Source organism: Streptomyces sp. NPDC050564, from assembly GCF_044457265.1.
Lineage (GTDB): Bacteria > Actinomycetota > Actinomycetes > Streptomycetales > Streptomycetaceae > Streptomyces.
The window spans coordinates 89,006-112,213 of the sequence record NZ_JBITGS010000020.1 but is presented as its reverse complement, the minus strand read 5'-3'; the positions used below and the strand labels follow the sequence as shown (position 1 = coordinate 112,213).

Sequence of the window (23,208 nt, the reverse complement as noted above, 5' to 3'; positions counted from 1 at the left end):
AATGCAGGTAACCCGCCGCCGCCGGCGTGTTGAGAAGGGCCGTTTCGGCCTTCTAGGTAGACGCATCGGTGGCCGGATACCGCTGATGACGGCAGGCATCACCGCACTTGCCCTCGTCGCCGCCGGTGCCGCCTTTGCCCAGACGCACCAGTTCGGCACCGACCAGGTCGGCCAGATCACCGATCAGGGTCAAGTCGTCTCCAGCGACCAGTACATCGCCCCGTACGGCGACCGCCTCGTCGTCAACAATGGCAAGATCATGTCCTCCTCGGTCAGCCCGGACGGCACGCACCTCGCGGCCTCGATCACCGACGGCGGGGCGGCGCTGTCCGTCGTGGACCTGAAGAGCTGGAAGGTGCAGCAGCTCGTCAGCAACTCCGCGTCGTCGACCCCGCGCATCAGCAACAACAGCGTGGGCCAGGAAGGCCCCACGTACTCGCCCGACGGTTCGCAGCTGTGGCTCGGCCAGACCGACGGCTACACCAGGTTCACCGTGAACCCGGACGGCAGCGTCGCCAACCCGACGACCGTCACCATCCCTGCGGACGGCGCCAAGCACGCGCTGGTCGGCGAGGCGGTGTTCTCGCCCGACGGCTCCACCGTGTACTCCGCGGTCAACGGCCAGAACCGGGTGGTCGCCATCGACGCGGCGACCGGGGCCATCAAGCAGAGCTGGGCCGTGGGCAACGCCCCGCGCGACATGACCGTGGTCGGCACCAAGCTCTACGTCAGCAACGAGGGCGGGCGCCCGGCGAAGGCCGGCGACACCACCATCAACTCGTACGGCACCCAGGTGCCGGCCGACCCGAAGACCGCTGCCACCACCACCGGCACGGTCAGCGTCATCGACCTGGCGGACCCGGCCGCTGCCGTCTCGAGCATCGACGTCGGTCTGCACCCGACCGCCCTGTACGCCAAGAACGGGGCGCTGTTCGTCACCAACACCGCCACCAACGACGTGTCGGTCATCAACACCTCCACCGACAAGGTCGTGCAGACCATCGCCACCCAGCCGTGGCCGGAGGCGTCGGTGGGCTACGAGCCCGACGCGGTGACCCTCACCGACGACGGGCACCTGCTGGTGACGCTCGGTCGCGCCAACGCGGTCGCCGTCTACCGGTACAAGTCCCCGCAGGAGCCGGTCAGTTACGTCGGACTGCTGCCGACGGACTACTTCCCCGCGGAGATCGCCACCGTCGGCAAGCAGGTGCTGGTCTCCAACACGCGTGGTATCGATGCCCGCCGGCCCACCAACAGCGCCGGGCACGGCACCCACGACACGACGTCGAGCGTGCAGCGGTTCACACTGCCGGACGACAGCGTCATCAGGTCCGAGACGGCCAAGGTCTTCAAGCAGAACGGCTGGAGTCGCGGCTCGGTCTCGCTGAACGAGGGCAAGAACAAGGCGAAGCCGGTGCCGGTCCCACAGCGGCTCGGCGAGCCCTCGACGATCAAGCACGTCTTCCTGCTCGTCAAGGAGAACAGGACCTACGACCAGGTCTTCGGGGACGTCTCGCAGGGCAACGGCGACCCGTCGCTGGCGCAGTTCGGCGAGAACGTGACGCCCAACCAGCACGCGCTGGCCAAGCAGTTCGGGCTGTACGACAACACGTACGACATCGGCACGAACTCTGCCGAGGGTCACAACTGGCTGATGCAGGCCGACGACCCGGAGTACACCGAGTCCTCGGCCGGTGAGTACGCGCGCAGCTACGACACCGAGGACGACGCTCTCGGCCACCAGCGGACAGGCTTCATCTGGACCGGCGCGCAGGCGGCCGACAAGTCCGTGCGCGACTTCGGCGAGTTCCAGCAGTTCCTGACGAAGCCGTCCGGCGCGAGCTGGCAGAACCTGTACTGCGACTCCAAGAACATGGAGGCGACCGGGCAGGACACCGCCTACACGCTGAACTCGGCCTCGCCGATCCCGTCACTCAACGACGTGTCGGTGCACGGCTTCCCGAAGTTCGACACCAGTGTCCCGGACATGTACCGGTACGAGATCTGGAAGCGTGACTTCGAGAAGAACGGGCCGGCGAACCTGAACATGTTCTGGCTCTCCAGCGACCACACCGGTGGTCCGGCGAACGCGGCCGCTCAGGTCGCGGACAACGACCTCGCGACCGGCAGGATCGTCGACGAGATCTCGCACAGCAAGTACTGGAAGGACTCCGCGATCTTCGTGGTCGAGGACGACTCGCAGGCCGGCCTCGACCACGTCGACGGCCACCGTGCCCCGATGCAGATCATCAGCCCCTGGGCCCAGCACGGCACCGTCGACAGCCACTACTACTCGCAGATCACGATGATCCGGACCATCGAGCAGATCCTCGGGGTCCACCCGATGAACCAGAAGGACAGCGCGGCCAGCCCGATGCGTGGGGCGTTCACCCGGCACGCGGACCTCACGCCGTTCAAGGCACTGCCCAACCGGACCTCGCTGACCGACGGCCTCAAGACGCCGCCTGCCTGCGGCCTGGACACCCCGGCGCCGCAGGACCCCAGTGCGGCGGCCGTGCCGTCGGCGAAGGTGCCGGCGGACAAACAGGCGCTCGCCGCGAAGTGGGAGGACTGGAAGTCGCACCAGCGCCTGACCGGGCCCAACGCCATTCCCGACTTCGCGAACCCCGCGCAGATGAACCACTTCACGTGGTATCAGACGCACGCGTGGAAGAAGCCGTACCCCGGCGAGGACAAGATCTTCGCGCCGGATGACGTGCCGGGCGCCTACATCCCGTCGTCGGAGTCCGACGGCTGACCCAGACGGATCGCGTCAAGGGGCCCCTGGCCGGCGTCACCGCCGGCCAGCGGCCCCTACTGTTCCTGCGCGGCACATATCGCCACGGTGGGGCGCAGTCCTCGTCGCCTCCCTGCGGGACAGCCTCGGCTCGGCGTATGTGAGTGTGGGCCTCACCGTCGACCGTGGCTCGTTCAACGCCACGGGCCCGGACGGCAAGGTGCAGCGCTTCAGCCTGGGCCGGCGGGCGCCGGAACCAACGAGCACACCCTGGACCGCGTGCGGTACCGCGACTACGGGGTCGATCTGCGCACGGCCCGGTCATCGGCCGCTGACTGACTGACTGACTGACCAAGGCCAGGCCCACCCGCAGCATCGGCATCGACTACCCGGACGGCCCGTACGACATCACGCTCGCCTCGAGCCGCGACATCCTCATCCACCTTCACCGGGTGGAGGTGGCGCGGCTGCGGGACCGGTAACCGGCTACTTTCGCGAGGTTGCCGCAGCGGTCCATGGAGCACCAGCGACGGCGGCGGGCCTGGGAGTCGTCCAGGAAGAGCAGCGAGCAGTCGGGGTTCCCGCACTCCTTGACCCTGGCCAGCAGGGGGCCGGCGACCAGCAGGACGGCGTCCCGGGCCACGGTCGCCAGGGCTGCCGGGGCGGGCCGCGCGGCCTTCCAACGCAGGAGCGACCGCGGGCCGCTTTCCGGCTCACCGAGCTGGGGGGCGAGGTCGGGACGGGCGGCGGCTTCGTTGACCTGCGCGACATCGGCCGGGTTCAGGGGGTCTCCGTCCATCGCGGCGCGTACGAGGCGGTACAGGGACTCGCGCAGCGTGCGGGCGTAGGCCAGATCGCCCTCGGTGACCGGCCCTCGCGCGTCGTCCGCCCCGGCGAGCAGACCGGCCTCGCCGATCCAGCGGGCGAGGGCGTCCGGGTCGGGGAGCCGTTCGAAGGGCCGACCGGTGTGGCGCTTGCCGAGCGTGGCGACGAAGTCCAGGCAGGGGCGGCCGCCGATGAAGGGGAACGCCGCCATGGGGTCCGGGGCGGGGCTGGTCATGCCGCGAGCTTAGCGCTTGACACCGGTTCATGCGGTGTCGCATCGTGACACCTGTTGAACCGGTGTCACTGCTCCAGCGTGTGGAGCGTGCTCCGGCGTCGCCAGGAGAGAGCGGGTACAGGTATGCGTGCGGTGCGGATCGACGAGTTCGGTGGGCCCGAGGTGCTGGTGCCGGTGGAGGTGCCCGATCCGGTCGCGGGCCCGGGCCAGGTGCTGGTGAAGGTCGCGGCAGCGGGCGTGAACCGGGCGGATGCGCTGATCCGTGCAGGGGTGTACCACCGGGCCGGACGGCCACCGCTGATACCGGGTGTCGAGGCGGCCGGAGTCGTCGCCGCGGTGGGGGAGGGGGTGACCGGTATCGGTGTCGGGCAGCGGGTCATGGCCCTGGACGGCGTGAACGCCCCCGGCTTCTACGCCGAGTTGGCCGTCGTACCGGCCGGGCAGGTGACGGTCCTGCCGGACGCCGTGGACCTGACGGAGGCCGCGACCCTGCCCGTCGCCTGGCTCTCCGCCTGGTACTGCCTGCGCCGTCTGGCCAAGGTGACCAAGGACGACACCGTGGTGGTGAAGGCCGCCGCGAGCGGGGTCGGCAGCGCGGCGGTGCAGATCGCCGCCGAGGCCGGCGCGCGGGTGATCGCGGTCGCCGGTTCACCGGAGAAGACCGCCTGGGCCGCCGAACTGGGCGCCCACGTCACCCTGGACACCTCTGCGCACCCCGACGACGCGGAGGTCGAGGAGGTGCTGCGGCTGACCGAGGGGCGTGGCGCCGACGTCGTACTCGACACCGTCGGCGGCCGTGCCTTCGGGCGGAGCCTGCGCGAGATCGGGCACGGCGGGCGGGTGGTTGCCCTCGCCAATGTCGCGCTGGAGCCGAGCACCGTCGACACCCGCGACTTCTACCCGAAGAACGCGGCCGTCCTCGGCTTCCAGCTCACCAATCTGCAGATCCACGGCTACGACCCCCGAGCGGACCTGCGGGAGTTGGCCGAGCGGGTCGCGGCCGGCACATACCGCGTACCGGTCGAGACGGTGCTTCCGCTGGACCAGGCGCGCGCGGCCCACGAGCGCCTGGAGCGACGCGACAACCGGGGCAAGATCGTGCTCGCCGTCGGGGAGGGCTGACAGGGCCGGGCGTGGAGAGTCGGCATCGCCGGGCGTCGGGAGTCGACACCGCGAGGAGAGCCGTCGCCGCGCTCAGCCCTGAACGCCCGAGAGCGGCGCCGGGGATGTGCTGTGATCGGCGACCGCCGCGGCGAGCTGCTGTTGCTGCGGCTCGGGCAGCGGGTCGCCGTTGACGCTGTTCACCAAGTCCTGGGCCACGTGCCGCAGTTTGGTGTTGGTGCGCTGGGAGACGGTGACCAGGACCTTCCAGGAGGCCTCGGCGCTCAGGGCGAACGTGGCCATCAGGACGCCGCGGGCCAGGTCGATGACGGGGCGGGTCTGCATGGCCTGCCGCAGCTGCAGGAGTTCGATGCGCAGGTCCTGATCGGCATCCTCGTACTGCGCGTCCTCGTTCGTCCAGGCGAACAGGGGGCGCGTGTGAGTGAGATCGAGCAGCCTCTCGACCGAGGCGCCGGCGGTGCGGATGCCGACGGTCTTGCCGTCCGCCAGCGCACGCCTGCGCATACGCAGCAGGACGTTGAGCCCGGAGCAGTCGCAGAACTCGACTCCGCCCAGATCGAGATCCACACCGCTGACGGAGCCGACGAGGGCATCGCGCAGGGCGCTCTGCAGCATCTGTTCGGTGTCGATGTCGAGGTCGCCGGACACCACGACCAGCACGCGGTCGTCTTCCGGGTACGTCTCGATCTGCAGCCATGGCTGCAGATGCTCACTCGTCGAGGCGCCCGCAGCGCAGGCGACAGCCTCCCCGCTCGTGAGGGAAAGCGCACGTTCTGACATGGCAGCCGCTCCCGAGGCATCAGCCCGTCTCCACTTCCTCCAGGCTCTGCCACGGGTGCGTCACCCGTCAAGGGATACATGAAATTTATTTCACCCTTTTGTTTTCGTGAATGGCGCACCATATGCTGGCTCCATGGGTGGAGTACCGGAGACACACACAGGCTGGACGTTCCTCACCAACCACGCGCGCGTGCTGGCCGCGATCGCAGAGGACGCCAACATCCGGATCCGAGACATGGCGGTGCGCTGCCGGCTCACCGAGCGGGCCGTCCAGAAGATCATTTCCGATCTGGAGCAGGAGGGCTATCTCTCCCACACCCGACAGGGACGCTCCAACACCTACAGCATCGATCCCGGGGCCTTCCTCCGGCACCCGGCCGAGGCCGGTCTCACCGTGACGGACCTCCTCGGCGTCCTCGCCCGGCACGACGCGCAACGCGGCAACCAGCCCCAGCAGTTGCAGACGGCACCTCCCCAGGCGCGCCGGGCCGCATCCGATCGATGAAGCCCGGCGGCGCTCACGAGCGCCTGCCGAGAAGCCCAGTCGGCGGTGCGGGTGGTGATCAGTTCCGCTGCGCCCGGGACGCAAGGAGTCAGACGTACAGCTTCCCCAGGAAAGCCGACAGGCGCCCCACCGTCCGGTCGATCTGCTCCTCCACCGTGAGGGTCTCCTCGAAGCGGCCCCCGGGTTCAGGGATCTTCTTGCCCCGCACGTACAGGGAGCAGGCGAGGTCGGCGCACATGTAGACGCCGACCGAGTTGCCCTCGCGGCCGGCCGTGCCCGCCTTGCGGGCCGTCATCAGCGAGACCCCGTTGCCCGGGTGGGTCGTCAGACACAGCGAGCACATGCTGCGGTGCAGGAAGCCGCGTTGCGAGGACGGAAAGCGCAGGGTGACGCCCACGATGTCGTCGGCCCTTTCGGTGACGAGATAGCTGCGGTCCGGCGCTCCGGGATCTCGCCAGCCCAGGAAGTCCAGGTCGTCCCAGGGGCGGTCGTCGAGGTCACGGGGTATCGCGAGGCGCTTGGCCTCCCCCTTGGAGCAGTTGATAAATGAGTTGCGGATGTCCTGCTCGGTGAGTGATCTCATAGGGGAACTCTCCTGGGGGATCGACGGGATGGGATGCGTGGAGCCTGCAGGCCTTGAGGGCGACACCCGCGAGCCTGCAAACCTAGGAGCATTAGGTTTGCGTCAAGTTACCCAGCCTCGCGGGAGACATCCAATGCATTTCGGGAACGGCCGCACACCGCGGGAGTGGGCCCTGCGCCATGTCGCGGCCCGCTCCCGGGGTCCCGCGCTGGATCCGACGCTGCGGGTGACCCTGAACTTCCACCCGGACCGGCTCGTACGTGGGCTGCCGATCCTGGATGCGCTGGCCCAGGACGGCACGTATCGCTCGCAGTTCGTCACCGGCACGAGCAACGGCGGGCTGACCGCGCATCCCGGCGGTGACCGCTGGCGCTGGGAGAGCCGGATCTTCGGCACGGCGTACGACGCCGCGCCCGCGCACGAGCGCCCGGTGTACGGCGGGCTGAACTTCCGTCGCCAACTGGTCGGCGCATCCCCCCGGTTCGGCTCCTCGCACTTCCGGATGACGGGGAAGGCGCTGGGGCGCGCCACCTTCTGCTACCCCGACAGCGCGGCCGAGCCGTCCGCGTTCGGAGTGGCGGCCGGCATGTCTCTGATCGAACTGGCCGAGGCGGACGACCGCGGCGCCCTCGACGACTACATCGAGGCACAGGTGCACGGACAGGTCGTACTGGCGCGGGACATGGAGGCACTGGTCCTGGACGCGAGCTACCGGGGCACGCCCGTGGAGGCGGCCGCCCGGCGGCTGCCGTGCCCGGTCGAATGGCATCCCGGATACCGGCTCTCCGTCACTGAGTTGCGCCGCCACGCGGACTTCCGCGGTCCGGAGTTCGTCGCACTCGGCGCCGGTATCGCCGAGGACGGATATCTCGACCCACGGATCATCGGGGACGCGGCGCGTACAGGGCGTCACGAGCTGCAGGACCTGAAGATGGTGTGGCACTGCCTCGCCCGCTTCGGCGCCCCTCAGGGCGCGGGCACGGCCGTGGGCGGCCACACGCCGGGCGTCAGCACCCCCAGCGCGTAGGCGCGGGCGACCAGTTCGGTACGGGTGCCGCGCCCCGGCGCTCGGACAGTCGCCGCAGGTGGTAGCTGACGCCGTCCGCGGTCAGGCCCGTCTCCCGGGCGGCCTGCGCCGTGGTCGCGCCCCTGGCGAGCAGCGCGAAGATGCGGGCCTCGCAAGACCGCCATGTCCAGTCCACGGGTCCCCGCACTGGTCCGGCAAGGCCTCGACGTGGAGAGCGGCCTGAACGACGACATCGTGCTGCCGTTCTTCGTGCAGACCAGGGCCACGGGCCGGAACCTGCGCGAGGAACTCTCGTTCCCGAGTCCACACGGGCCGGAACCTGCGCGAGGAACTCTCGTTCCCGAGTCCACACGGGTCGTCCCGCGCCGGGAACGAGAGCCATGAGTCAGGACGGGGGCTGAAGGACTGCGTCGATGACGTAGATGGTGGCGTTCGCGGCCTTGATGTTGCCGCAGACGATGTTGGCCTTGCCGTTGACCTTGAAGGCGGTGCCCGAGCCCGACGTGGTCAGTTTGCTGCCTTCCACCGTCGTGAAGGAGCCCTTGGAGAGTTCGTTCGGGGTGATCTGCTTGTCCACGACGTGGTAGGTCAGCACCTTCTCCAGCTGCCCCTGATTACTGAGCAGCGAGGCAAGCTGCGACACGGTCACCTTCTGGAAGGCCTGGTCGTTGGGAGCGAAGATGGTGACGTTGGGTTTCCCGTCGAGGGTGCCGCTCAGCTGTGCCCTGACCGCGGCTGAGACCAGCTGGCTGAGCTGTGGATATGCGGACGCAGCCTCTAGGACCTTGTCCTTGGCCGTGTTGGCCTTCTGGGAGAGCGCCGAACAGCCGGGACCGAACGTCCCCGACGGGCCGGGAGACGCATCCTGTGCGTGGCCCTGCGACGCCAGACCTCCAAGCGCGAGCGGGATGGCGACCACAGCTGCCGCGGTGGCCTTTGCTGTACGCATGCGGATGAACCTCATCGCAACCTTCCTCCCATGGAGGCATGAACACTGCAGAGGTTTGGACTGTGGAAGTCTTCGTTCCGCTGGGCGGGACGGGGGCGGCTGCTGCGCCCGGCCTTGGAACATCATCATCCGGCCACTCAGCGAGCGTATCCAGCAGGTGCCGGTGGCCGCATCTCGAAGCCCGGACGCGGTGGATGCCCCGCCCTGCTGGACCTCGGCCTACTGGGTTCGCAGTATTGACGCCTTCAGGCGCTGCAGCCGGCGCCTGAAGACCGCGCGTGTGAGGCGACCGACTGAGCGGCCTCATGTGTACCGGATCCGTTCTGGACGGGTGGCCGCCTGAGATGCGGCCAGTGTTGCCGTGCCAGGAGCGAGACGCTCCTGCCGGTCGTCCAGCGATGGGGAGGGGTGGGGCGCCGGCCGGGGACCCTCCTCCAGAGTTGATGGGCCGTCGGCAGGTGTGATCGAGCCTGCCGACGCCCCGCTCCGGCCTGGCCGCCGGGACGAGGATCAGGCGTGGCGCTGGTAGTTGTTCTCGTACTCGTCGAAGACGATGTGTGCGTCGCCGTGTGCGCTCACCCGCAGGTCTTCGTCGAGCGTGCGGACGCGATACTGCCAGCCTTCGGGAAGCTGCAGGCGTTCCCCGAGTGTGGGCAGTTGCTCCAGGTTCAGGTCCGGGTCGACGTGCCGGGAGAGGCTTTGCATGACGTACTGGTGTCCCTCGGGAGAGAGGAGTTCGTGGATCTCGCTTCCCTTCAGGAAGAGGCACTGGGTAGTGCGCCCCACGGTGAGCTGCTTGTAGGGTGGCCGCTGGGCGCTGAGGAACGTCTGCAGGTCGGGGACATGGATATCGGCCACGGTGTGCATGGCGATGCCCTCTACGGAGGTGACTCGTCCTCCGTCGCCGAGCTCCGCGGTGGCGGCGTCCACGAGCGCGCGGCGCGGCCCGTTCATCCACACGGCGTCTGAGTGGAACTCCGCGGCCAGAGCGGCGGGGTCCAGGGCGCGGAACTGCTCGTCGGTGAAGTCGACCGGCAGGCCGAGGGTGTTGTAAACCACCCCGGTTGCTCCGGGACCGTCAGCATCTTTGGTGAAGACGATGATCTCGGCGTGGGGCACGCCGCGGAGATTCTCGAACGCCCTGGTCGCTGGAGCCTGGTCGGCCGGTGTTGACGACATACGGTGACTCACTTTCGGCGGCATGAAGGCTTTGGGCGGTCTGCAGTTCGTTGACGCCGACTGGCACGGGCAGCGCCCAGGGACCCCAACCCTGTGGTCGTGAACATATGCGTATATCCGGACTCCTGCTCTTGGGCGGGCTTCGCCGTTCGGCCGCACGAGTGCGGTTTACGCCTGTACAGCGGGAGGCAGCCGCCCTGGGCCGTGATCGCCCTGGGCGAGCGGTCGGGATCTCTCCGGCCGCGGCGACGGCTCCCGCACGGCACCCGGAGTCCGCGAGGCCTTCCGCACGCTCCAGGCGGACCGCACACCCCGGCGGCGACGTCGAACCCTGGCTGAACGACCTGATGGCGTCGGGACGTTACGTCGAGGACGTCTACGTCGCCGGATGGCAGGACGCCTGCGCCCGGGATAAGGAGTACAGGCCCGTGGGCCCACCTGGCAGAGTGGGCCCACAGGCGACAGGGGAGGCTGCGGTGGACAGCTGGGAGCGGGCTCGGCGGGTTCTCGACACGGCGGGACTGCCGCCCGACCGTCTCGTCGACTGCCGGGCCCTGACGGGCGGGACGTACAACACGGTCGAGGAGCTACGACTCGCCGACGGCACCCGGTACGTGCTGAAGATCCCTCCGTCGGCCACCGCTCCCGGTCTGAGCCACGAGCGGGAGCTCCTCCGGTCGGAGGTGGAGTTCTACCGGGCGGCCGCGACGGTCGGCGTACCCGCGCCGGAAGTCGTCACGGACGGAGAGCGCCAGCTCCTGATGACCCACTGCCCGGGCGCGCCATGGGGTGACCTGGAACCTGGTGAACAGGCGCCCCTGCGCAGGGAATTGGGCCATCTGGTGGCCCGTCTCCACAGCGTGACCGGCCCGGGCTTCGGCTACCCCTCCGGAGCCCTCGGCCCCCTCACTCCCGATTGGCGGAGCGCCTTCACCACCATGTACGAGGCCGTCCTGGACGACGCTCGCCGCTACGACGCCTGGCTGCCCCGCCCCGTGGACGAGGTGGCCCGCACGGCGAAGACCGCGTACGACACCCTGGACGAGGTCACTGTCCCCCGCCTCGTCCACTTCGACCTGTGGCGGGGCAACATCCTGGTGGAGCGCCCGGAGGGCACGGCGCCCCGGATCGGCGGTCTGATCGACGGCGAGCGCATGTTCTGGGGCGATCCGCCGGCCGACTTCGTCTCGCTGGCACTGCTCGCCGACATCAAGCAGGACAAGGACTTCCTGACCGGCTATCAGGAAGCGGGCGGTCGCGCCGAGTTCGACTCATCGGCCCGGCAACGCCTCGCCCTCTATCGCAGCTACCTCTACCTGATCATGCTCGTCGAGACCGTGCCCCGCGCAACCGGCGCCGAACAACTCGCCCGGGTGCGCGAGGCGGTGGCCCCGGAACTGCTCGCCGCCCTCGACGAACTCAGTTAGGGCTGTCCGGCGGATCATGGAGGAGACGCGGGTCCTGGCACGCCCGTCCGCGGCGCTGCCGTCGGTTGCCGACTCCCCCCACGCTCGGCTTCGCTCGCGCGGGGGGACCCCCATCGCGTCGTCGCCCTCCTCTGCCTTGCAGCTGGACGCACCAGGAGCCGCTCACCTGCCCTGATGAGGCGCCGCAGGTCCCCTCCGACCGCTGATGAGGCACCGCAGGTCCCCCTCCGACCCGATGCGCCGGACAGGCCCTTAGGCCGCGCTGCGCCCTCGCCCGCCGTGCGCCCGGATGATGTCCGCGTACCGATGCCCGCTGCCCTTGATCGTGCGCTTCTGCGTCGTGTAGTCGACGTGCACGAGCCCGAAGCGCTTGTCGTAGCCGTACGCCCACTCGAAGTTGTCGAGCAGCGACCAGGCGAAGTAGCCGGCGAGCGGAACGCCCTTGCGGACCGCCGATGCGCAGGCCGCGAGGTGCTGTTCCAGGTACTCCGTGCGCTCGGGGTCGTCGACGGTCCCGTCGGGGCGTACGACGTCGGGGTAGGCGGAGCCGTTCTCCGTGACGTACAGCTTGCGGGCGCCGTAGTCGTCGGTCAGGCGGAGCAGGAGGCGCTCGATACCGTCGGCGCCCACCTCCCAGTCCATGCCGGTGCGGGGCACACCGAGACGGCGGACCGTGCGCACGCGCGGGGCCGGTCCGGTGGGGTCGTCGGCGACCGTGGACGGGAAGTAGTAGTTGAGGCCCAGCCAGTCCAGGGGCTGGGTCATGGTCTCCAAGTCGCCTGACAGCTCGGGGAGTTCGACCCGGTACACCTCGCGCATGTCGGCGGGGAAGCCGCGGCCGTGGACCGGGTCGAGCCACCAGCGGTTGGTGTGTCCGTCCAGGCGGTGGGCGGCCGCGATGTCCTCGGGGCGGTCGGTGGCGGCCTCGACGCTGGACAGGTTGTTGACGATGCCGACCTGGGCGCCGGGCACTGCGGCGCGGACCGCCTGGGTGGCCAGGCCGTGCCCCAGGAGCAGGTGGTAGGAGGCGCGGACCGCGGCCGTCAGGTCGGTCAGGCCCGGGGCCATCCGGCCCTCCAGGTGGCCGATCCAGGCCGAGCACAGCGGCTCGTTGAGCGTGGTCCAGTGCTTGACGCGGTCACCCAGCCGCTCCGCGACGACCGCCGCGTACGAGGCGAAGTCGTATGCGGTTCGGCGGACCGTCCAGCCGCCCCGGTCCTGGAGCACCTGCGGAAGATCCCAGTGGTAGAGGGTGACGGACGGCGTGATGCCCGCCTCCAGCAGCGCGTCGATCAGGCCGTCGTAGAAGTCGAGCCCCTTGGCGTTGACCGGGCCGTCGCCGCCCGGCACGACGCGCGGCCACGCGATCGACAACCGGTAGGCGTTGGTGCCGAGTCGGCGCATGAGCGCGATGTCCTCGCGCCAGCGGTGGTAGTGGTCGCAGGCGTGGTCCCCGTCGTCGCCGTTGTCGATCTTGCCGGGAGTGTGCGAGAACGTGTCCCAGATGGAGGGGAAGCGGCCGTCCTCGGCGACGGCGCCCTCGATCTGATAGGCCGACGTGGCCGTGCCCCACAGGAAGTCCTCGGGGAGTGCGGCAAGGTCGATGGTCACGGAAGTCCCTTCGGGAAGAGGAGAGTCGGTCACTTGACGGCTCCCGCCGTCAGCCCGGCGACGAGATAGCGCTGCAGGAGGAGGAAGCCCGCGACCACCGGAACGCTGACGACGAGCGAGGCGGCCATGATCTGGTTCCAGTACACGTTGTTGAGCGTGGAATAGCCCTGGAGTCCGACGGCGAGCGTGCGCGTGGTGTCGTTGGTCATCACCGACGCGAACAGCACCTCGCCCCAGGCGGTCATGAAGGCGTAGACGGCGACCGCGACGATGCCGGGGATCGCGGCCGGAACGACGACCCGGAACAGGGCGCCGAGCGGCCCGCAGCCGTCCACCAGCGCCGCTTCGTCCAGGTCGCGCGGCACCGAGTCGAAGTAGCCGAACAGCATCCAGATCGAGAACGGCAGCGAGAAGGTGAGATACGTCAGGATCAGTCCGCCGCGCGACCCGAACAGGGCGATGCCGGTGGCGTTGCCGATGTTGACGTAGATGAGGAACAGCGGCAGCAGGAAGAGGATGCCGGGGAACATCTGCGTGGACAGCACGGTGACCGTGAAGACACGCTTGCCGCGGAAGCTGTAGCGGCTGACGGCGTATGCGGAGAAGACCGCGATCACCACCGAGCAGAGCGTCGCCGCGCCCGCCACGATCAGCGAGTTCACGAAGTACCGCGCGAGCGGGATCGTCGACCAGATGTCGATGTACGGGCGGAAGGTCAGGCTGCTCGGCAGCCAGCGGAACTTCCCCGTGACGTCCGCGAGCGGCTTCAGAGAGCTGGAGACCATGACGTAGACGGGCACCAGGACGAAGCCGGTGAGCAGGGTGAGGAAGATCCGCCGGGACCAGAGGAAGGAGCGCGGCGGGGCCATCGGGGACCTAGACATCGGCGGTCCTCCGTCCGCGTGAGGTGAGCACGAGGTACACGCCCGTCACGACCAGCAGGAAGAGCAGCAGGAGTACGGACATGGCCGACCCGGTGCCGAAGTTCCAGGTGACGAACGACGCCTGGTAGATGTGGACCGAGATGAGGTCGGCGGCCTCCGGAGCCGTCTTTCCGAACAGGACGTACGGTGTGTTGAAGTCGTTGAACGTCCACAGGAACAGCACCAGGATCAGCACCTGGTTGACCGGGCGCAGCGACGGCAGGGTGATACGGCGGATCTGCTGCCACATGCCGGCCCCGTCGAGGGCGGCCGCCTCGTACAGCTCGCCCGGGATGTTCTGCAGTCCGGCCATGACGATGAGGAAGGCGAACGGCCAGCCCTTCCACACCGAGACCGTGAGCAGCGCGTAGAAGCTGTTGTCACCGATCAGCCAGAAGGACGGCTTGTCGCCGAGATGCAGCTGGTCGTGCAGGATGTGGTTCACCAGGCCGTTGTCGTGCTGGAACATGAACACCCAGGTGATGACGGCCGCGTACACGGGCAGCGCGTACGGGATGAGGAACAGGGCGCGCAGCAGGCCCCGGCCGCGGAAGGCGTCCTGCATGTAGATCGCGGCCGCCGTGCCGATCAGCCAGCACAGTCCGACCGACAGCAGGGTGAAGCCGACGGTGACGAGGAACGAGTGGAGCAGCGCCTCGCCGACCGGTGCGTCGAAGTCCACCGACACCCTGTAGTTGTCGAGGCCGGACCAGGGCGCGGTGCCCCAGTCGCGGATGTAAAACTGTGTGAGCTCCTTGAAGCTCATCACGATGCCGATCACCATCGGCACCAGGTGGACCAGAAGTTCGAGGACCAGCGCGGGCAGAAGCAGCAGGTAAGGCAGTCCGATGCGTTTGATCCGCCCGGTGCGGCGCGGGCCGCGCGCCGCACCGGGGGAGTCCTTGCGCACCGTCCGCTCGCCGGGTTCGGCGGAGGCGGTCGTGGTGGTCATGTCGGTGCTCGCACTCACTTCTTCGGCATCTGCTGCTGGGCCTTCTCGAGCTTCGCCTTCACCGACGCCGTGGTCACCGCGCGTCCGGCGGCCGCGTCGGCGAACAGGTCCTTGACGGCCGTACCGACCGCCGTCTCGAACTGGGACTCGTCGGCGACCTGCGGAAGCGCGGCGGCGCTCTTCGCGAGGGTGTCCTTGAGGACAGCGTTCGCCGAGGTGTTGAACGTGGTGTCCGCCTGAGCGGCCTTGACCGGCGGGATCGAGCTGTACGCCGTGTTGAGGATCTTCTGCTCGCCGTCGCTGGTCATGAACTTCACGAACTTCGTGGCGCCGTCGAGGTTGTCGGTGTTCTTGAAGACCGCCAGGTTGATGCCCGCGACCATCGAGTTGACGTTCGTGCCGGTGCCCGGCGTGCCGGACTGCACGGGCACCGGAGCGATGCCGTAGGCGTCCTCGCCCATGCCCTGCGATGTGAGGTTGGCGGACGCGGACTGCCACAGCAGCATCGCGTTCTTGCCCTTGGCGAAGTCGCTCACTGACTGGTTCTGCGCGTACTCGGCGTTGCCCGGGGCGATGATCTTGTCCTTGGCCATCAGGTCGACGTACTGCTTGACCGCGGCGACGACGCCGTCATTGGTGAAGTCGGGCTTGCCGTCGGCGGTGAAGAAGTCGGCGCCGTGCTGCTTGGCGAAGACGAAGGTGTGGTGGATGTTCTCGGACGGGTTTGAGCCCTCGGCGCCCAGGCCCCACTTGCCGCCCTTGGAGAGCTTCTTGCCCTCGGCGATGAGCTCGTCCCAGGTGGCCGGCGGCTTCGAGATGCCCGCGTCGGCGAACATCTTCTTGTTGTAGTAGAGCGCGTACGCCATCGAGTACAGGGGCACTGCGGCCGGGTCCTTGCCCTGCGCGCCCGTCGAGCCGAGAGCCGAGTCGACGAAGCGGTCCTTGCCCCCGATCTTGCCGAAGTTCTTCGCGTCCCACGGCAGCAGCGCCCCGGTGGCCTGCAGGGAGGCGCTCCAGGTGTTGCCGATGTTCAGGACGTCGGGGCCCTGACCCGAGGTGGTGGCGGTGAGGATCCGGTTGAGCAGATCCGACCAGGGCACGACCTCCAGCTTCACCTTGATCCCGGTCTGCTTCTCGAACTTGTCGAGTTCGGGCTGGAGGACCTTTTTGTCGACCTCGATGGTGGCGCCTTGGTTCGAGGCCCAGTACGTGAGCGTCTTCGGCGAGTCGTTGGACCCGCCCCCCGTCGACGAGCCGCCACCACAGGCGGTCACGGCGGTCAGCATGGAGACAGTGACCGCACCGGCGGCCGCGGCTCGGATTCTGCGCATGGCTCAGGCGTCCCTTTCCAGAGGAGAGCCGCACGGGAGTGTGTTCACTTCCCGAACGACCCTCATGGCTTAATTTAGGACGTGAGTTAAGACCCGGAAGAAAGTCGCGTCAAGGGATCGCGCAGGGGTATCTTGCAGGTCGGGCATGCCGGAAGGGAATCTCATGGCGGGGCGGAACGGGCGGACAGTGCGTGACCTGCGGCGGGGCAATCGCACCGCCGTACTGCAACGGTTGTATTTCGACGGGCCGATGAGCCGCTACGAACTGGGCCCGGCCACCGGACTGAGTTCCGGTTCCATCAGCAACGTGGTCGCCGAACTCGTCGCCGACGGACTGGTCGAGGAGGCGGGCAGCGTCGATTCCGACGGCGGCCGCCCGCGCACCCTGCTGCGCGTCGCACCCGGCAGCGGCCACATGATCGGCGTCGACGTCGGCGAAACCCGCGTCCGCGTCGAGCTCTTCGACCTCACCCTCACCGAACTCGCCCGCACCGAACGGCCGTTGGAGCGTCAGGGATTCGAGGCCGACCGGCCGCTGAAGCGCCAGGAGTACGACGTCGAGGTCATCGTCGGCCACATCCGCGACGGCATCGCCGAGGTCCTCGCCGAGGCGGAGATCGCCCCGGAGCAGCTCCTGGGCGTCGGCATCGGCGTCCCCGGCATCGTGGCCCGCACTCCGGAGCGCGGGGCGGTGGTGCACGGTCAGACGATCGGCTGGGACGCGGTCCCGCTCGAATCCCTGCTCCGCTCCACCTGCGAACTCCCCGACAGCGTCCCGTACTTCGCGGACAACGGTGCCCGCACCCTCGGCCAGGCCGAGATGTGGTTCGGCGCCGGACGCGGCGCCCGCAACGCGGTCGTCGTCCTGTTCGGCTCGGGCGTCGGCGCCTGCCTCGTCACCGAGGAGGTGGAGAACGGCCGGTCCGTGGAATGGGGGCACCTGACCGTACGGGTCAGGGGGCGCCGCTGCCGCTGCGGAGCCCTGGGCTGCCTGGAGGCGTACGCGGGCGCGGAGGCGCTCCTGGACCGCTGGCGCGAGGAGGGCGGACGCCCCCCGGAGGGCACCGACGAGGAGACCGCGCTCACCGCGATGCTCGCCGCGGCCTACCCCGCCGGCGACGAGGAGCCCGACCCGGTGGCGCTCGCCGTCCTGGAGGAGACCGCCGAGTACCTGGGTGCTGGGCTGTCCGACCTGATCAACCTCTTCCAGCCCGAGAGGATCCTCATCGGCGGCTGGGCGGGCCTCCAGCTGGGCACCCGCTTCCTGCCGGCCGTACGCCGGTACGCGACCTCGTACGCCCTGCGCTACCCGGCCGAGCGCGTCTCCATCGACCTCGGCAGGCTCGGCCCGGACGCCGTCACGGTCGGCGCCGCGATCCTTCCCCTCGCCGACTTCTTCGCGCGGGGCGGCCGGCGCGCCGAGCCCGTACAAGAGGGCCGGTCACCCGCCTGGCGTACGGCCCTGGAGGAGCGCGCTCCGCACTGATCCGGAGCGGGTGGTTTCGCGGCACACCCCCGAGGTACTCGCGCCGGGCCGAAGACGGCCCGGCCATCGTGTGCGGGCCGGGCCCACCTGCTGAAGAATGGAGTACGCCGTGACCGAACACCGGCAGGAGGGTCCCGGCGAGAACGGTGACCCGATCCCGCGGGACATGCCGGACCAACAGGCGTACGAGGGTGAGGACCCCTGGGACGCGCGCCCCGCACCGGGAGGTGCCGACGAGGGCGAGCGCGCCAAGGACGTCCCCGACACGGACGAGGCGGGCACGGGCAGACAGGGCGCCCCGCGCTCGGACACCGTCCACCCCGAGCACCCGGACCCGGAGGAGTCCTCCGCCTGACCCGGACAGGGAGACCTCATGGGCATGACCGACCGGTTCCGCAGCTGGCCCGTCTACCGTCAGCTCACCGGCGAGGACCGTCTGGGCCGGGGTGCCGCCGCGAAGTCCCGGCGCACCGAGCAGCTCCGGCCGCGCATCGACACCGCCGAACGGGTGACGCAGTCCATCTGCCCGTACTGCGCGGTCGGCTGCGGCCAACAGGTGTACGTCAAGGACGACAAGGTCGTCCAGATCGAGGGCGACCCGGACTCCCCGGTCAGCCGCGGCCGCCTCTGTCCGAAGGGCTCCGCGACCCTGCAGCTCACCACGGGCCCGGCCCGACGCCACCAGGTGCTGTACCGACGCCCGTACGGCACGGACTGGGAGCCCCTCGAGCTGGAGACGGCCATGGACATGGTCGCCGACCGGGTGATCCGGACCCGTCGCGAGACCTGGGAGTGGGAGCGCGACGGCGTTCGCACGGCCCGCACGATGGGCATCGCCAGCCTGGGCGGGGCGACCCTCGACAACGAGGAGAACTACCTCATCAAGAAGCTGCTGACCGGCCTCGGCGTGGTCCAGGTCGAGAACCAGGCCCGGGTCTGCCACAGCTCCACCGTCGCCGGACTCGGCACCTCCTTCGGCCGCGGCGGCGCCACCACCTTCATGCAGGACCTCCAGCACTCCGACTGCATCGTCATCCAGGGCTCCAACTACGCCGAGGCCCACCCGGTCGGTTTCCAGTGGGTGATGGAGGCCAAGGCCCGCGGCGCCCGCATCATCCATGTCGACCCGCGCTACACCCGCACCAGCGCGCTCGCCGACCTGTACGTCCCGATCCGCGCGGGCAGCGACATCGCCTTCCTCGGCGGGATCATCAACCACGTCCTGACCGAGGAGAAGGACTTCCGCGAATACGTCCTCAACTACACCAACGCCGCCACCCTGGTGAGCGAGGACTTCCGCGACACCGAGGACCTCGACGGTGTCTTCTCCGGGTTCGACGAGGACAAGCGGCACTACGACCCGCACAGCTGGCAGTACGAGGGCGCGGAGGTGCAGCAGCCGACGGGCGAGGTCGACGAACAGTACGAGGACCGGGTGCGCACGGCCGCCGGGCCCGAAGCCCACGGCTCCGGCGGCGCCCGCACCGGCCACCACGCGCCCACCGACCCCACCCTCCAGCACCCGCGCTGCGTCTACCAGGTCCTCAAACGCCACTTCGCCCGCTACACCCCCGAGATGGTCGAGGAAGTCTGCGGCATACCCCGCGCGACCTTCCTGCGCGTCTGCGACGAGCTGACGTCCAACTCGGGCCGCGAGCGCACCAGTGCCTTCGCCTACGCCGTCGGCTGGACCCAGCACACGGTCGGCTCCCAGTACATCCGCGCCGCGAGCATCCTGCAGCTGCTGCTCGGCAACATCGGCCGCCCCGGCGGCGGCATCCAGGCCCTGCGCGGCCACGCCTCCATCCAGGGCTCCAGCGACATCCCGACCCTCTTCAACCTGCTGCCCGGCTATCTGCCCATGCCGCACGCCCACGCGCACATGGACCTCGACGCGTTCGTCTCCGCGAGCCGCACCGAGAAGGGCTTCTGGGCGAACATGCGGGCCTACTTCGTCAGCCTGCTGAAGGCCTACTACGGCGACGCGGCCACCCCCGAGAACGACTTCTGCTTCGACCACCTCCCACGTCTGACCGGCTCCCACTCCACGTACGAGACGGTCATGGCCCAGCTCGACGGGGTCTGCAAGGGCTACTTCCTGATGGGCGAGAACCCGGCCGTCGGGTCCGCGAACACACGCCTGCAACGCCTCGGCATGGCCAACCTCGACTGGCTGGTCGTCCGCGACTTCTCGCTCATCGAGTCCGCGACCTGGTGGCAGGACGGTCCCGAGATCGAGAGCGGCGAGCTGCGCACGGAGGACATCGGTACGGAGGTCTTCTTCTTCCCGGCCGCCGCCCACACCGAGAAGTCCGGCTCCTTCACCAACACCAACCGCTGGGTGCAGTGGCACCACGCGGCCGTCGAGCCCGAGGGCGACGCGCGCAGCGACCTGTGGTTCATGTACCACCTCGGGCGCCGCATCAAGGAGGGGCTGGCCGGGTCGACGGACCCGATGGACCGGCCGATCCTCGACCTGACCTGGAAGTACCCGGTGAGCGGACCGCTGCGGGAACCCGTCGCCGACGCCGTGCTCGCCGAGATCAACGGCCATGGCCCGGACGGGAGTCCGCTCGGCGCGTACACCGAACTCCAGGACGACGGCTCGACGCGCTGCGGCTGCTGGATCTACTGCGGGGTGTACGCCGACGGCGTCAACCAGGCGGCTCGCAAGAAGCCCGGATCCGAACAGGACTGGGTGGCCGCCGAATGGGCCTGGGCCTGGCCTGCCAACCGGCGCATCCTCTACAACCGTGCCTCCGCCGCCCCCGACGGCACGCCGTGGAGCGGGCGCAAGGCGTACGTCTGGTGGGACCAGGACGCCGGGAAGTGGACCGGTCACGACATCCCCGACTTCGTACCCGACCGGGCCCCCGGCTTCGTACCGGACGAGGACGCGAAGGGACCCGACGCGCTGCGCGGCGACGACCCGTTCATCATGCAGGCCGACGGCAAAGGCTGGCTGTACGCGCCCGCGGGCCTGGAGGACGGCCCGATGCCCACCCACTACGAGCCGCAGGACTCGCCGTTCACCAACGCCCTGCACCCCTCGACACCACGCTCTCCGGTACGCCAACTGCTGACGCGCGAGGGCAACCGCTACCACCCGAGCGGCGACGAACCGGGCGCGGACGTCTACCCGTACGTCGTGACGACGCACCGCCTGACCGAGCACTTCACCGCAGGCGGCATGAGCCGCTGGTCGCCCTATCTGTCCGAGCTGCAACCGGAGCTCTTCTGCGAGGTCTCCCCGCAACTGGCCGCCGAGCGGGGGCTGGAGCACGGTGGCTGGGCGACCGTCATCACCGCGCGCAACGCCATCGAGGCGCGCGTCATGGTGACCGAGCGGATCCAGCCCCTGACGGTACGCGGCCGCACCCTCCACCAGATCGGCCTGCCCTTCCACTGGGGCCCCAACGGCGTCTCCACCGGCGACGCGGTCAACGAACTGGTCGCCATCGCACTCGACCCCGACTCGCACATCCAGGAGGACAAGGCGCTGACCGCCGACATCCGCCCCGGCCGCCGACCGCGCGGGCCCGATCTGCCGCGCCTGGTCGCCGAGTACCGCCGCCGCGCCGGCATCACCGAAACCACCGGAACGGAGGCCCGGAAATGAGCGAGGAACGGGTCGGCTTCTTCACCGACACGTCCGTGTGCATCGGCTGCAAGGCGTGCGAGGTGGCCTGCAAGGAGTGGAACGCGATCCCGGAGGACGGTCTCTCGCTCACAGGCATGTCGTACGACAACACGCAGGCGCTCGGCGCGTCCACCTGGCGCCACGTGGCGTTCATCGAGCAGCCGAAGCCGGAGGGACGTACCCAACTCCCTCTGGCGGAGGGCGATTCCGGGGCGGACGGCGATTCCGGGGCGGACGGCGGCATGCGCTGGCTGATGTCGTCCGACGTGTGCAAACACTGCACGCACGCCGCTTGCCTGGACGTGTGCCCCACCGGTTCGTTGTTCCGCACCGAGTTCGGCACCGTCGTCGTCCAGGAGGACATCTGCAACGGCTGCGGCTACTGCGTACCCGCCTGCCCGTACGGCGTCATCGAGCAACGCCCCGCCGACGGACGGGCGTTCAAGTGCACCATGTGCTACGACCGGCTCGGCGTCGGCCAGGAACCGGCCTGCGCCAAGGCGTGCCCGACGGAGTCCATCCAGTTCGGCCCGCTGGACGAACTGCGCGAACGCGCCGCGCTCCGCGTCGACCAGCTCCACGAGGCCGGCGTCACCGAGGCCCACCTCTACGGGCACGACCCCGAGGACGGCGTGGGCGGCGACGGCGCGTTCTTCCTGCTCCTGGACAAGCCCGAGGTGTACGGACTGCCCCCGGACCCCGTCGTCACCACCCGTGACCTGCCCACGATGTGGAAGCACGCGGGCGCGGCCGCCCTGTCCCTGCTGGGCGGTGTGGCGCTGTCGTTCGCCCTGGCCGGGAAGGGGCGCCGATGACCAGCTCCAGGAGCGCGAGCCCGCAGGAACCCCGGCGACCCGGGCGGGGGAGTGGTCGCGGGCGCAGAGGCCGCGGGGAGCAACTCATGGTCCCGCGGGCCGAGTTCGAGTCATATTACGGCCGGCCCGTCATCAAGGCGCCCGCCTGGGCCGCCCGGGACATCGCCGGATACTTCTTCCTCGGCGGCCTCGCAGGCGCCGGGTCGGTGCTCGCGGCGGGCGCCCACCTGACCGGGCGTACGACCACCGCGACCGCGATGAAGGTGTCCTCGCTCGCGGCCGTCTCGCTCTCCGCCGCCGCACTCATCAACGACCTGGGACGGCCGGACCGCTTCGCGAACATGCTCCGGGTCTTCAAGCCCACCTCGCCGATGAGCGTCGGATCCTGGCTGCTGTCCCTGTACGGGCCCGCGACGGGTGCGGCGGCGGCCGGCGCGGTGACGGGTCGGCTGCCACGCGTCGGAGCCGCCGCGACAGGCGCGGCCGCGCTCCTCGGACCGGCCGTCGCGGCGTACACCGGAGTCCTGGCGGCGGACACGGCAGTGCCCGCGTGGCACGACGCCCACCGCGAACTGCCCCACCTCTTCGCCGCGTCGGCGACGGCCGCCGCCGCGGGCATGGCCCTGGTGGTCGGCCCGACCTCCGAGAACACCCCCGCCCGCTGGGCCGGCGGGCTGGCAGCGCTCGCCGAGACCGCGGTCACCGAGGCCGCGGAACGGCGCCTCGGGCTCGTCGCGGAGACCTACCGGGAGGGCAGGGCGGGTGTGCTGCTGCGCACGGCCCGAACCCTCACCGTGGCCGGCGCCCTGGGCGGGGCCGTCCTCGGCGGCCGCTGCCGCGCCGCCGCGGCGCTGTCCGGCCTCGCCCTGCTCACGGGTTCCGCCTGCACCCGATTCGGTGTCTTCGCCGCCGGGATCGCCTCGGCCGAGGACCCGAAGTACACGGTGGTTCCGCAACGTGAGCAGGTGGAGCAGCGGCAGCAGGGTGCCGGAGCGGGCGGTGCATGACCTGTGAGGTAATCGACGCGCCTGCGGCCTCCCGGAACCATGAAGGGCGTACCCGATCGACACGCCCGTCACCG

General features: G+C 69.7%; 19 protein-coding genes and 1 pseudogene. 10 read left to right on the top strand and 10 right to left on the bottom strand.

Translation table 11 applies throughout. The features are described 5' to 3' along the window. Position 1 precedes the first annotated feature (1 nt). Complete coding sequence (locus tag ACIBK0_RS29750) at positions 2-2,758, top strand: alkaline phosphatase family protein (protein ID WP_399086647.1); 2,757 nt, start codon at positions 2-4, stop codon at positions 2,756-2,758. Positions 2,759-3,182: 424 nt separating this feature from the next. Here the strand turns inward: ACIBK0_RS29750 and ACIBK0_RS29745 are convergent, their stop codons facing one another. Beyond that, positions 3,183-3,797: a CGNR zinc finger domain-containing protein gene (locus tag ACIBK0_RS29745; RefSeq protein WP_399086644.1), complete on the bottom strand. Its 615-nt coding sequence runs from the start codon at positions 3,795-3,797 to the stop codon at positions 3,183-3,185. 123 nt (positions 3,798-3,920) lie between these two features. Between ACIBK0_RS29745 and ACIBK0_RS29740 the strand changes: the two genes are divergently transcribed. Beyond that, entirely contained in the window at positions 3,921-4,919 is a 999-nt protein-coding gene (locus ACIBK0_RS29740) for a zinc-binding alcohol dehydrogenase family protein (RefSeq protein WP_399086641.1), read from the top strand. Between the two features lie 72 nt (positions 4,920-4,991). Here the strand turns inward: ACIBK0_RS29740 and ACIBK0_RS29735 are convergent, their stop codons facing one another. Continuing rightward, positions 4,992-5,699, bottom strand: coding sequence for an ANTAR domain-containing protein (locus ACIBK0_RS29735; protein ID WP_399086638.1), 708 nt, complete (start codon positions 5,697-5,699; stop codon positions 4,992-4,994). A 133-nt stretch (positions 5,700-5,832) separates the two neighbouring features. On the opposite strand from ACIBK0_RS29735, the gene ACIBK0_RS29730 reads away from it, so the two are divergent. After that, positions 5,833-6,204 (top strand): helix-turn-helix transcriptional regulator, encoded by a 372-nt coding sequence (locus ACIBK0_RS29730; protein ID WP_399086635.1) that lies wholly within the window; start codon positions 5,833-5,835, stop codon positions 6,202-6,204. A gap of 88 nt (positions 6,205-6,292) precedes the next feature. Here ACIBK0_RS29730 and ACIBK0_RS29725 read toward each other — a convergent pair whose 3' ends face one another. Beyond that, the gene (locus tag ACIBK0_RS29725; protein WP_399086632.1) at positions 6,293-6,787 is read right to left on the bottom strand and encodes an FBP domain-containing protein; all 495 of its coding nucleotides are present in this window, start codon (positions 6,785-6,787) and stop codon (positions 6,293-6,295) included. Positions 6,788-6,920: 133 nt separating this feature from the next. Here ACIBK0_RS29725 and ACIBK0_RS29720 point away from each other — a divergent pair, with 133 nt between their 5' ends. Further along, a complete protein-coding gene (locus ACIBK0_RS29720; protein WP_399086629.1) occupies positions 6,921-7,814 on the top strand; it encodes a DUF3626 domain-containing protein in 894 nt (297 codons plus the stop codon). Here ACIBK0_RS29720 and ACIBK0_RS29715 read toward each other — a convergent pair. From ACIBK0_RS29715 to ACIBK0_RS29705, 3 genes and pseudogenes are all read right to left on the bottom strand, one after another. Beyond that, positions 7,754-7,965, bottom strand: a pseudogene (locus tag ACIBK0_RS29715) (helix-turn-helix domain-containing protein); the annotation flags it as partial. The gene ACIBK0_RS29720 and the pseudogene ACIBK0_RS29715 sit on opposite strands and share 61 nt — an antisense overlap. A gap of 234 nt (positions 7,966-8,199) precedes the next feature. After that, positions 8,200-8,763 (bottom strand): fasciclin domain-containing protein, encoded by a 564-nt coding sequence (locus ACIBK0_RS29710; protein WP_399086626.1) that lies wholly within the window; start codon positions 8,761-8,763, stop codon positions 8,200-8,202. A 510-nt stretch (positions 8,764-9,273) separates the two neighbouring features. Beyond that, positions 9,274-9,882, bottom strand: a complete 609-nt coding sequence (locus tag ACIBK0_RS29705) for a hypothetical protein (RefSeq protein ID WP_399086623.1) — start codon at positions 9,880-9,882, stop codon at positions 9,274-9,276. A gap of 536 nt (positions 9,883-10,418) precedes the next feature. On the opposite strand from ACIBK0_RS29705, the gene ACIBK0_RS29700 reads away from it, so the two are divergent. Further along, positions 10,419-11,369 carry a phosphotransferase family protein gene (locus tag ACIBK0_RS29700; RefSeq protein ID WP_399086620.1) on the top strand — a complete coding sequence of 317 codons (951 nt, stop codon included), beginning with the start codon at positions 10,419-10,421 and terminating at the stop codon, positions 11,367-11,369. A gap of 252 nt (positions 11,370-11,621) precedes the next feature. On the opposite strand, the gene ACIBK0_RS29695 is transcribed toward ACIBK0_RS29700, so the two are convergent. The 4 genes from ACIBK0_RS29695 to ACIBK0_RS29680 are packed head-to-tail and all read right to left on the bottom strand — an operon-like array spanning position 11,622 to position 16,186. Beyond that, on the bottom strand, positions 11,622-12,980 hold the full coding sequence (locus tag ACIBK0_RS29695; RefSeq protein ID WP_399086617.1) for a GH1 family beta-glucosidase: 1,359 nt from the start codon (positions 12,978-12,980) through the stop codon (positions 11,622-11,624). A gap of 29 nt (positions 12,981-13,009) precedes the next feature. Further along, the gene (locus tag ACIBK0_RS29690) at positions 13,010-13,849 is read right to left on the bottom strand and encodes a carbohydrate ABC transporter permease (protein ID WP_399086849.1); all 840 of its coding nucleotides are present in this window, start codon (positions 13,847-13,849) and stop codon (positions 13,010-13,012) included. Positions 13,850-13,856: 7 nt separating this feature from the next. Further along, positions 13,857-14,855: a carbohydrate ABC transporter permease gene (locus tag ACIBK0_RS29685; RefSeq protein ID WP_399086614.1), complete on the bottom strand. Its 999-nt coding sequence runs from the start codon at positions 14,853-14,855 to the stop codon at positions 13,857-13,859. 14 nt (positions 14,856-14,869) lie between these two features. Then, positions 14,870-16,186, bottom strand: coding sequence for an ABC transporter substrate-binding protein (locus ACIBK0_RS29680; RefSeq protein ID WP_399086611.1), 1,317 nt, complete (start codon positions 16,184-16,186; stop codon positions 14,870-14,872). A gap of 163 nt (positions 16,187-16,349) precedes the next feature. Between ACIBK0_RS29680 and ACIBK0_RS29675 the strand changes: the two genes are divergently transcribed. The 5 genes from ACIBK0_RS29675 (at position 16,350) to nrfD (ending at position 23,134) form a co-directional block, all read left to right on the top strand. After that, the gene (locus tag ACIBK0_RS29675) at positions 16,350-17,672 is read left to right on the top strand and encodes an ROK family protein (RefSeq protein ID WP_399086608.1); all 1,323 of its coding nucleotides are present in this window, start codon (positions 16,350-16,352) and stop codon (positions 17,670-17,672) included. Between the two features lie 109 nt (positions 17,673-17,781). Continuing rightward, entirely contained in the window at positions 17,782-18,027 is a 246-nt protein-coding gene (locus tag ACIBK0_RS29670) for a hypothetical protein (RefSeq protein WP_399086605.1), read from the top strand. Between the two features lie 18 nt (positions 18,028-18,045). Then, a complete protein-coding gene (gene fdh / locus ACIBK0_RS29665) occupies positions 18,046-21,291 on the top strand; it encodes a formate dehydrogenase (protein ID WP_399086602.1) in 3,246 nt (1,081 codons plus the stop codon). Further along, entirely contained in the window at positions 21,288-22,127 is an 840-nt protein-coding gene (locus tag ACIBK0_RS29660; RefSeq protein ID WP_399086599.1) for a 4Fe-4S dicluster domain-containing protein, read from the top strand. The genes fdh and ACIBK0_RS29660 overlap by 4 nt, the downstream gene beginning before the upstream one ends. A gap of 86 nt (positions 22,128-22,213) precedes the next feature. Continuing rightward, positions 22,214-23,134 (top strand): NrfD/PsrC family molybdoenzyme membrane anchor subunit, encoded by a 921-nt coding sequence (gene nrfD, locus ACIBK0_RS29655; RefSeq protein WP_399086596.1) that lies wholly within the window; start codon positions 22,214-22,216, stop codon positions 23,132-23,134. Positions 23,135-23,208 lie beyond the last annotated feature (74 nt).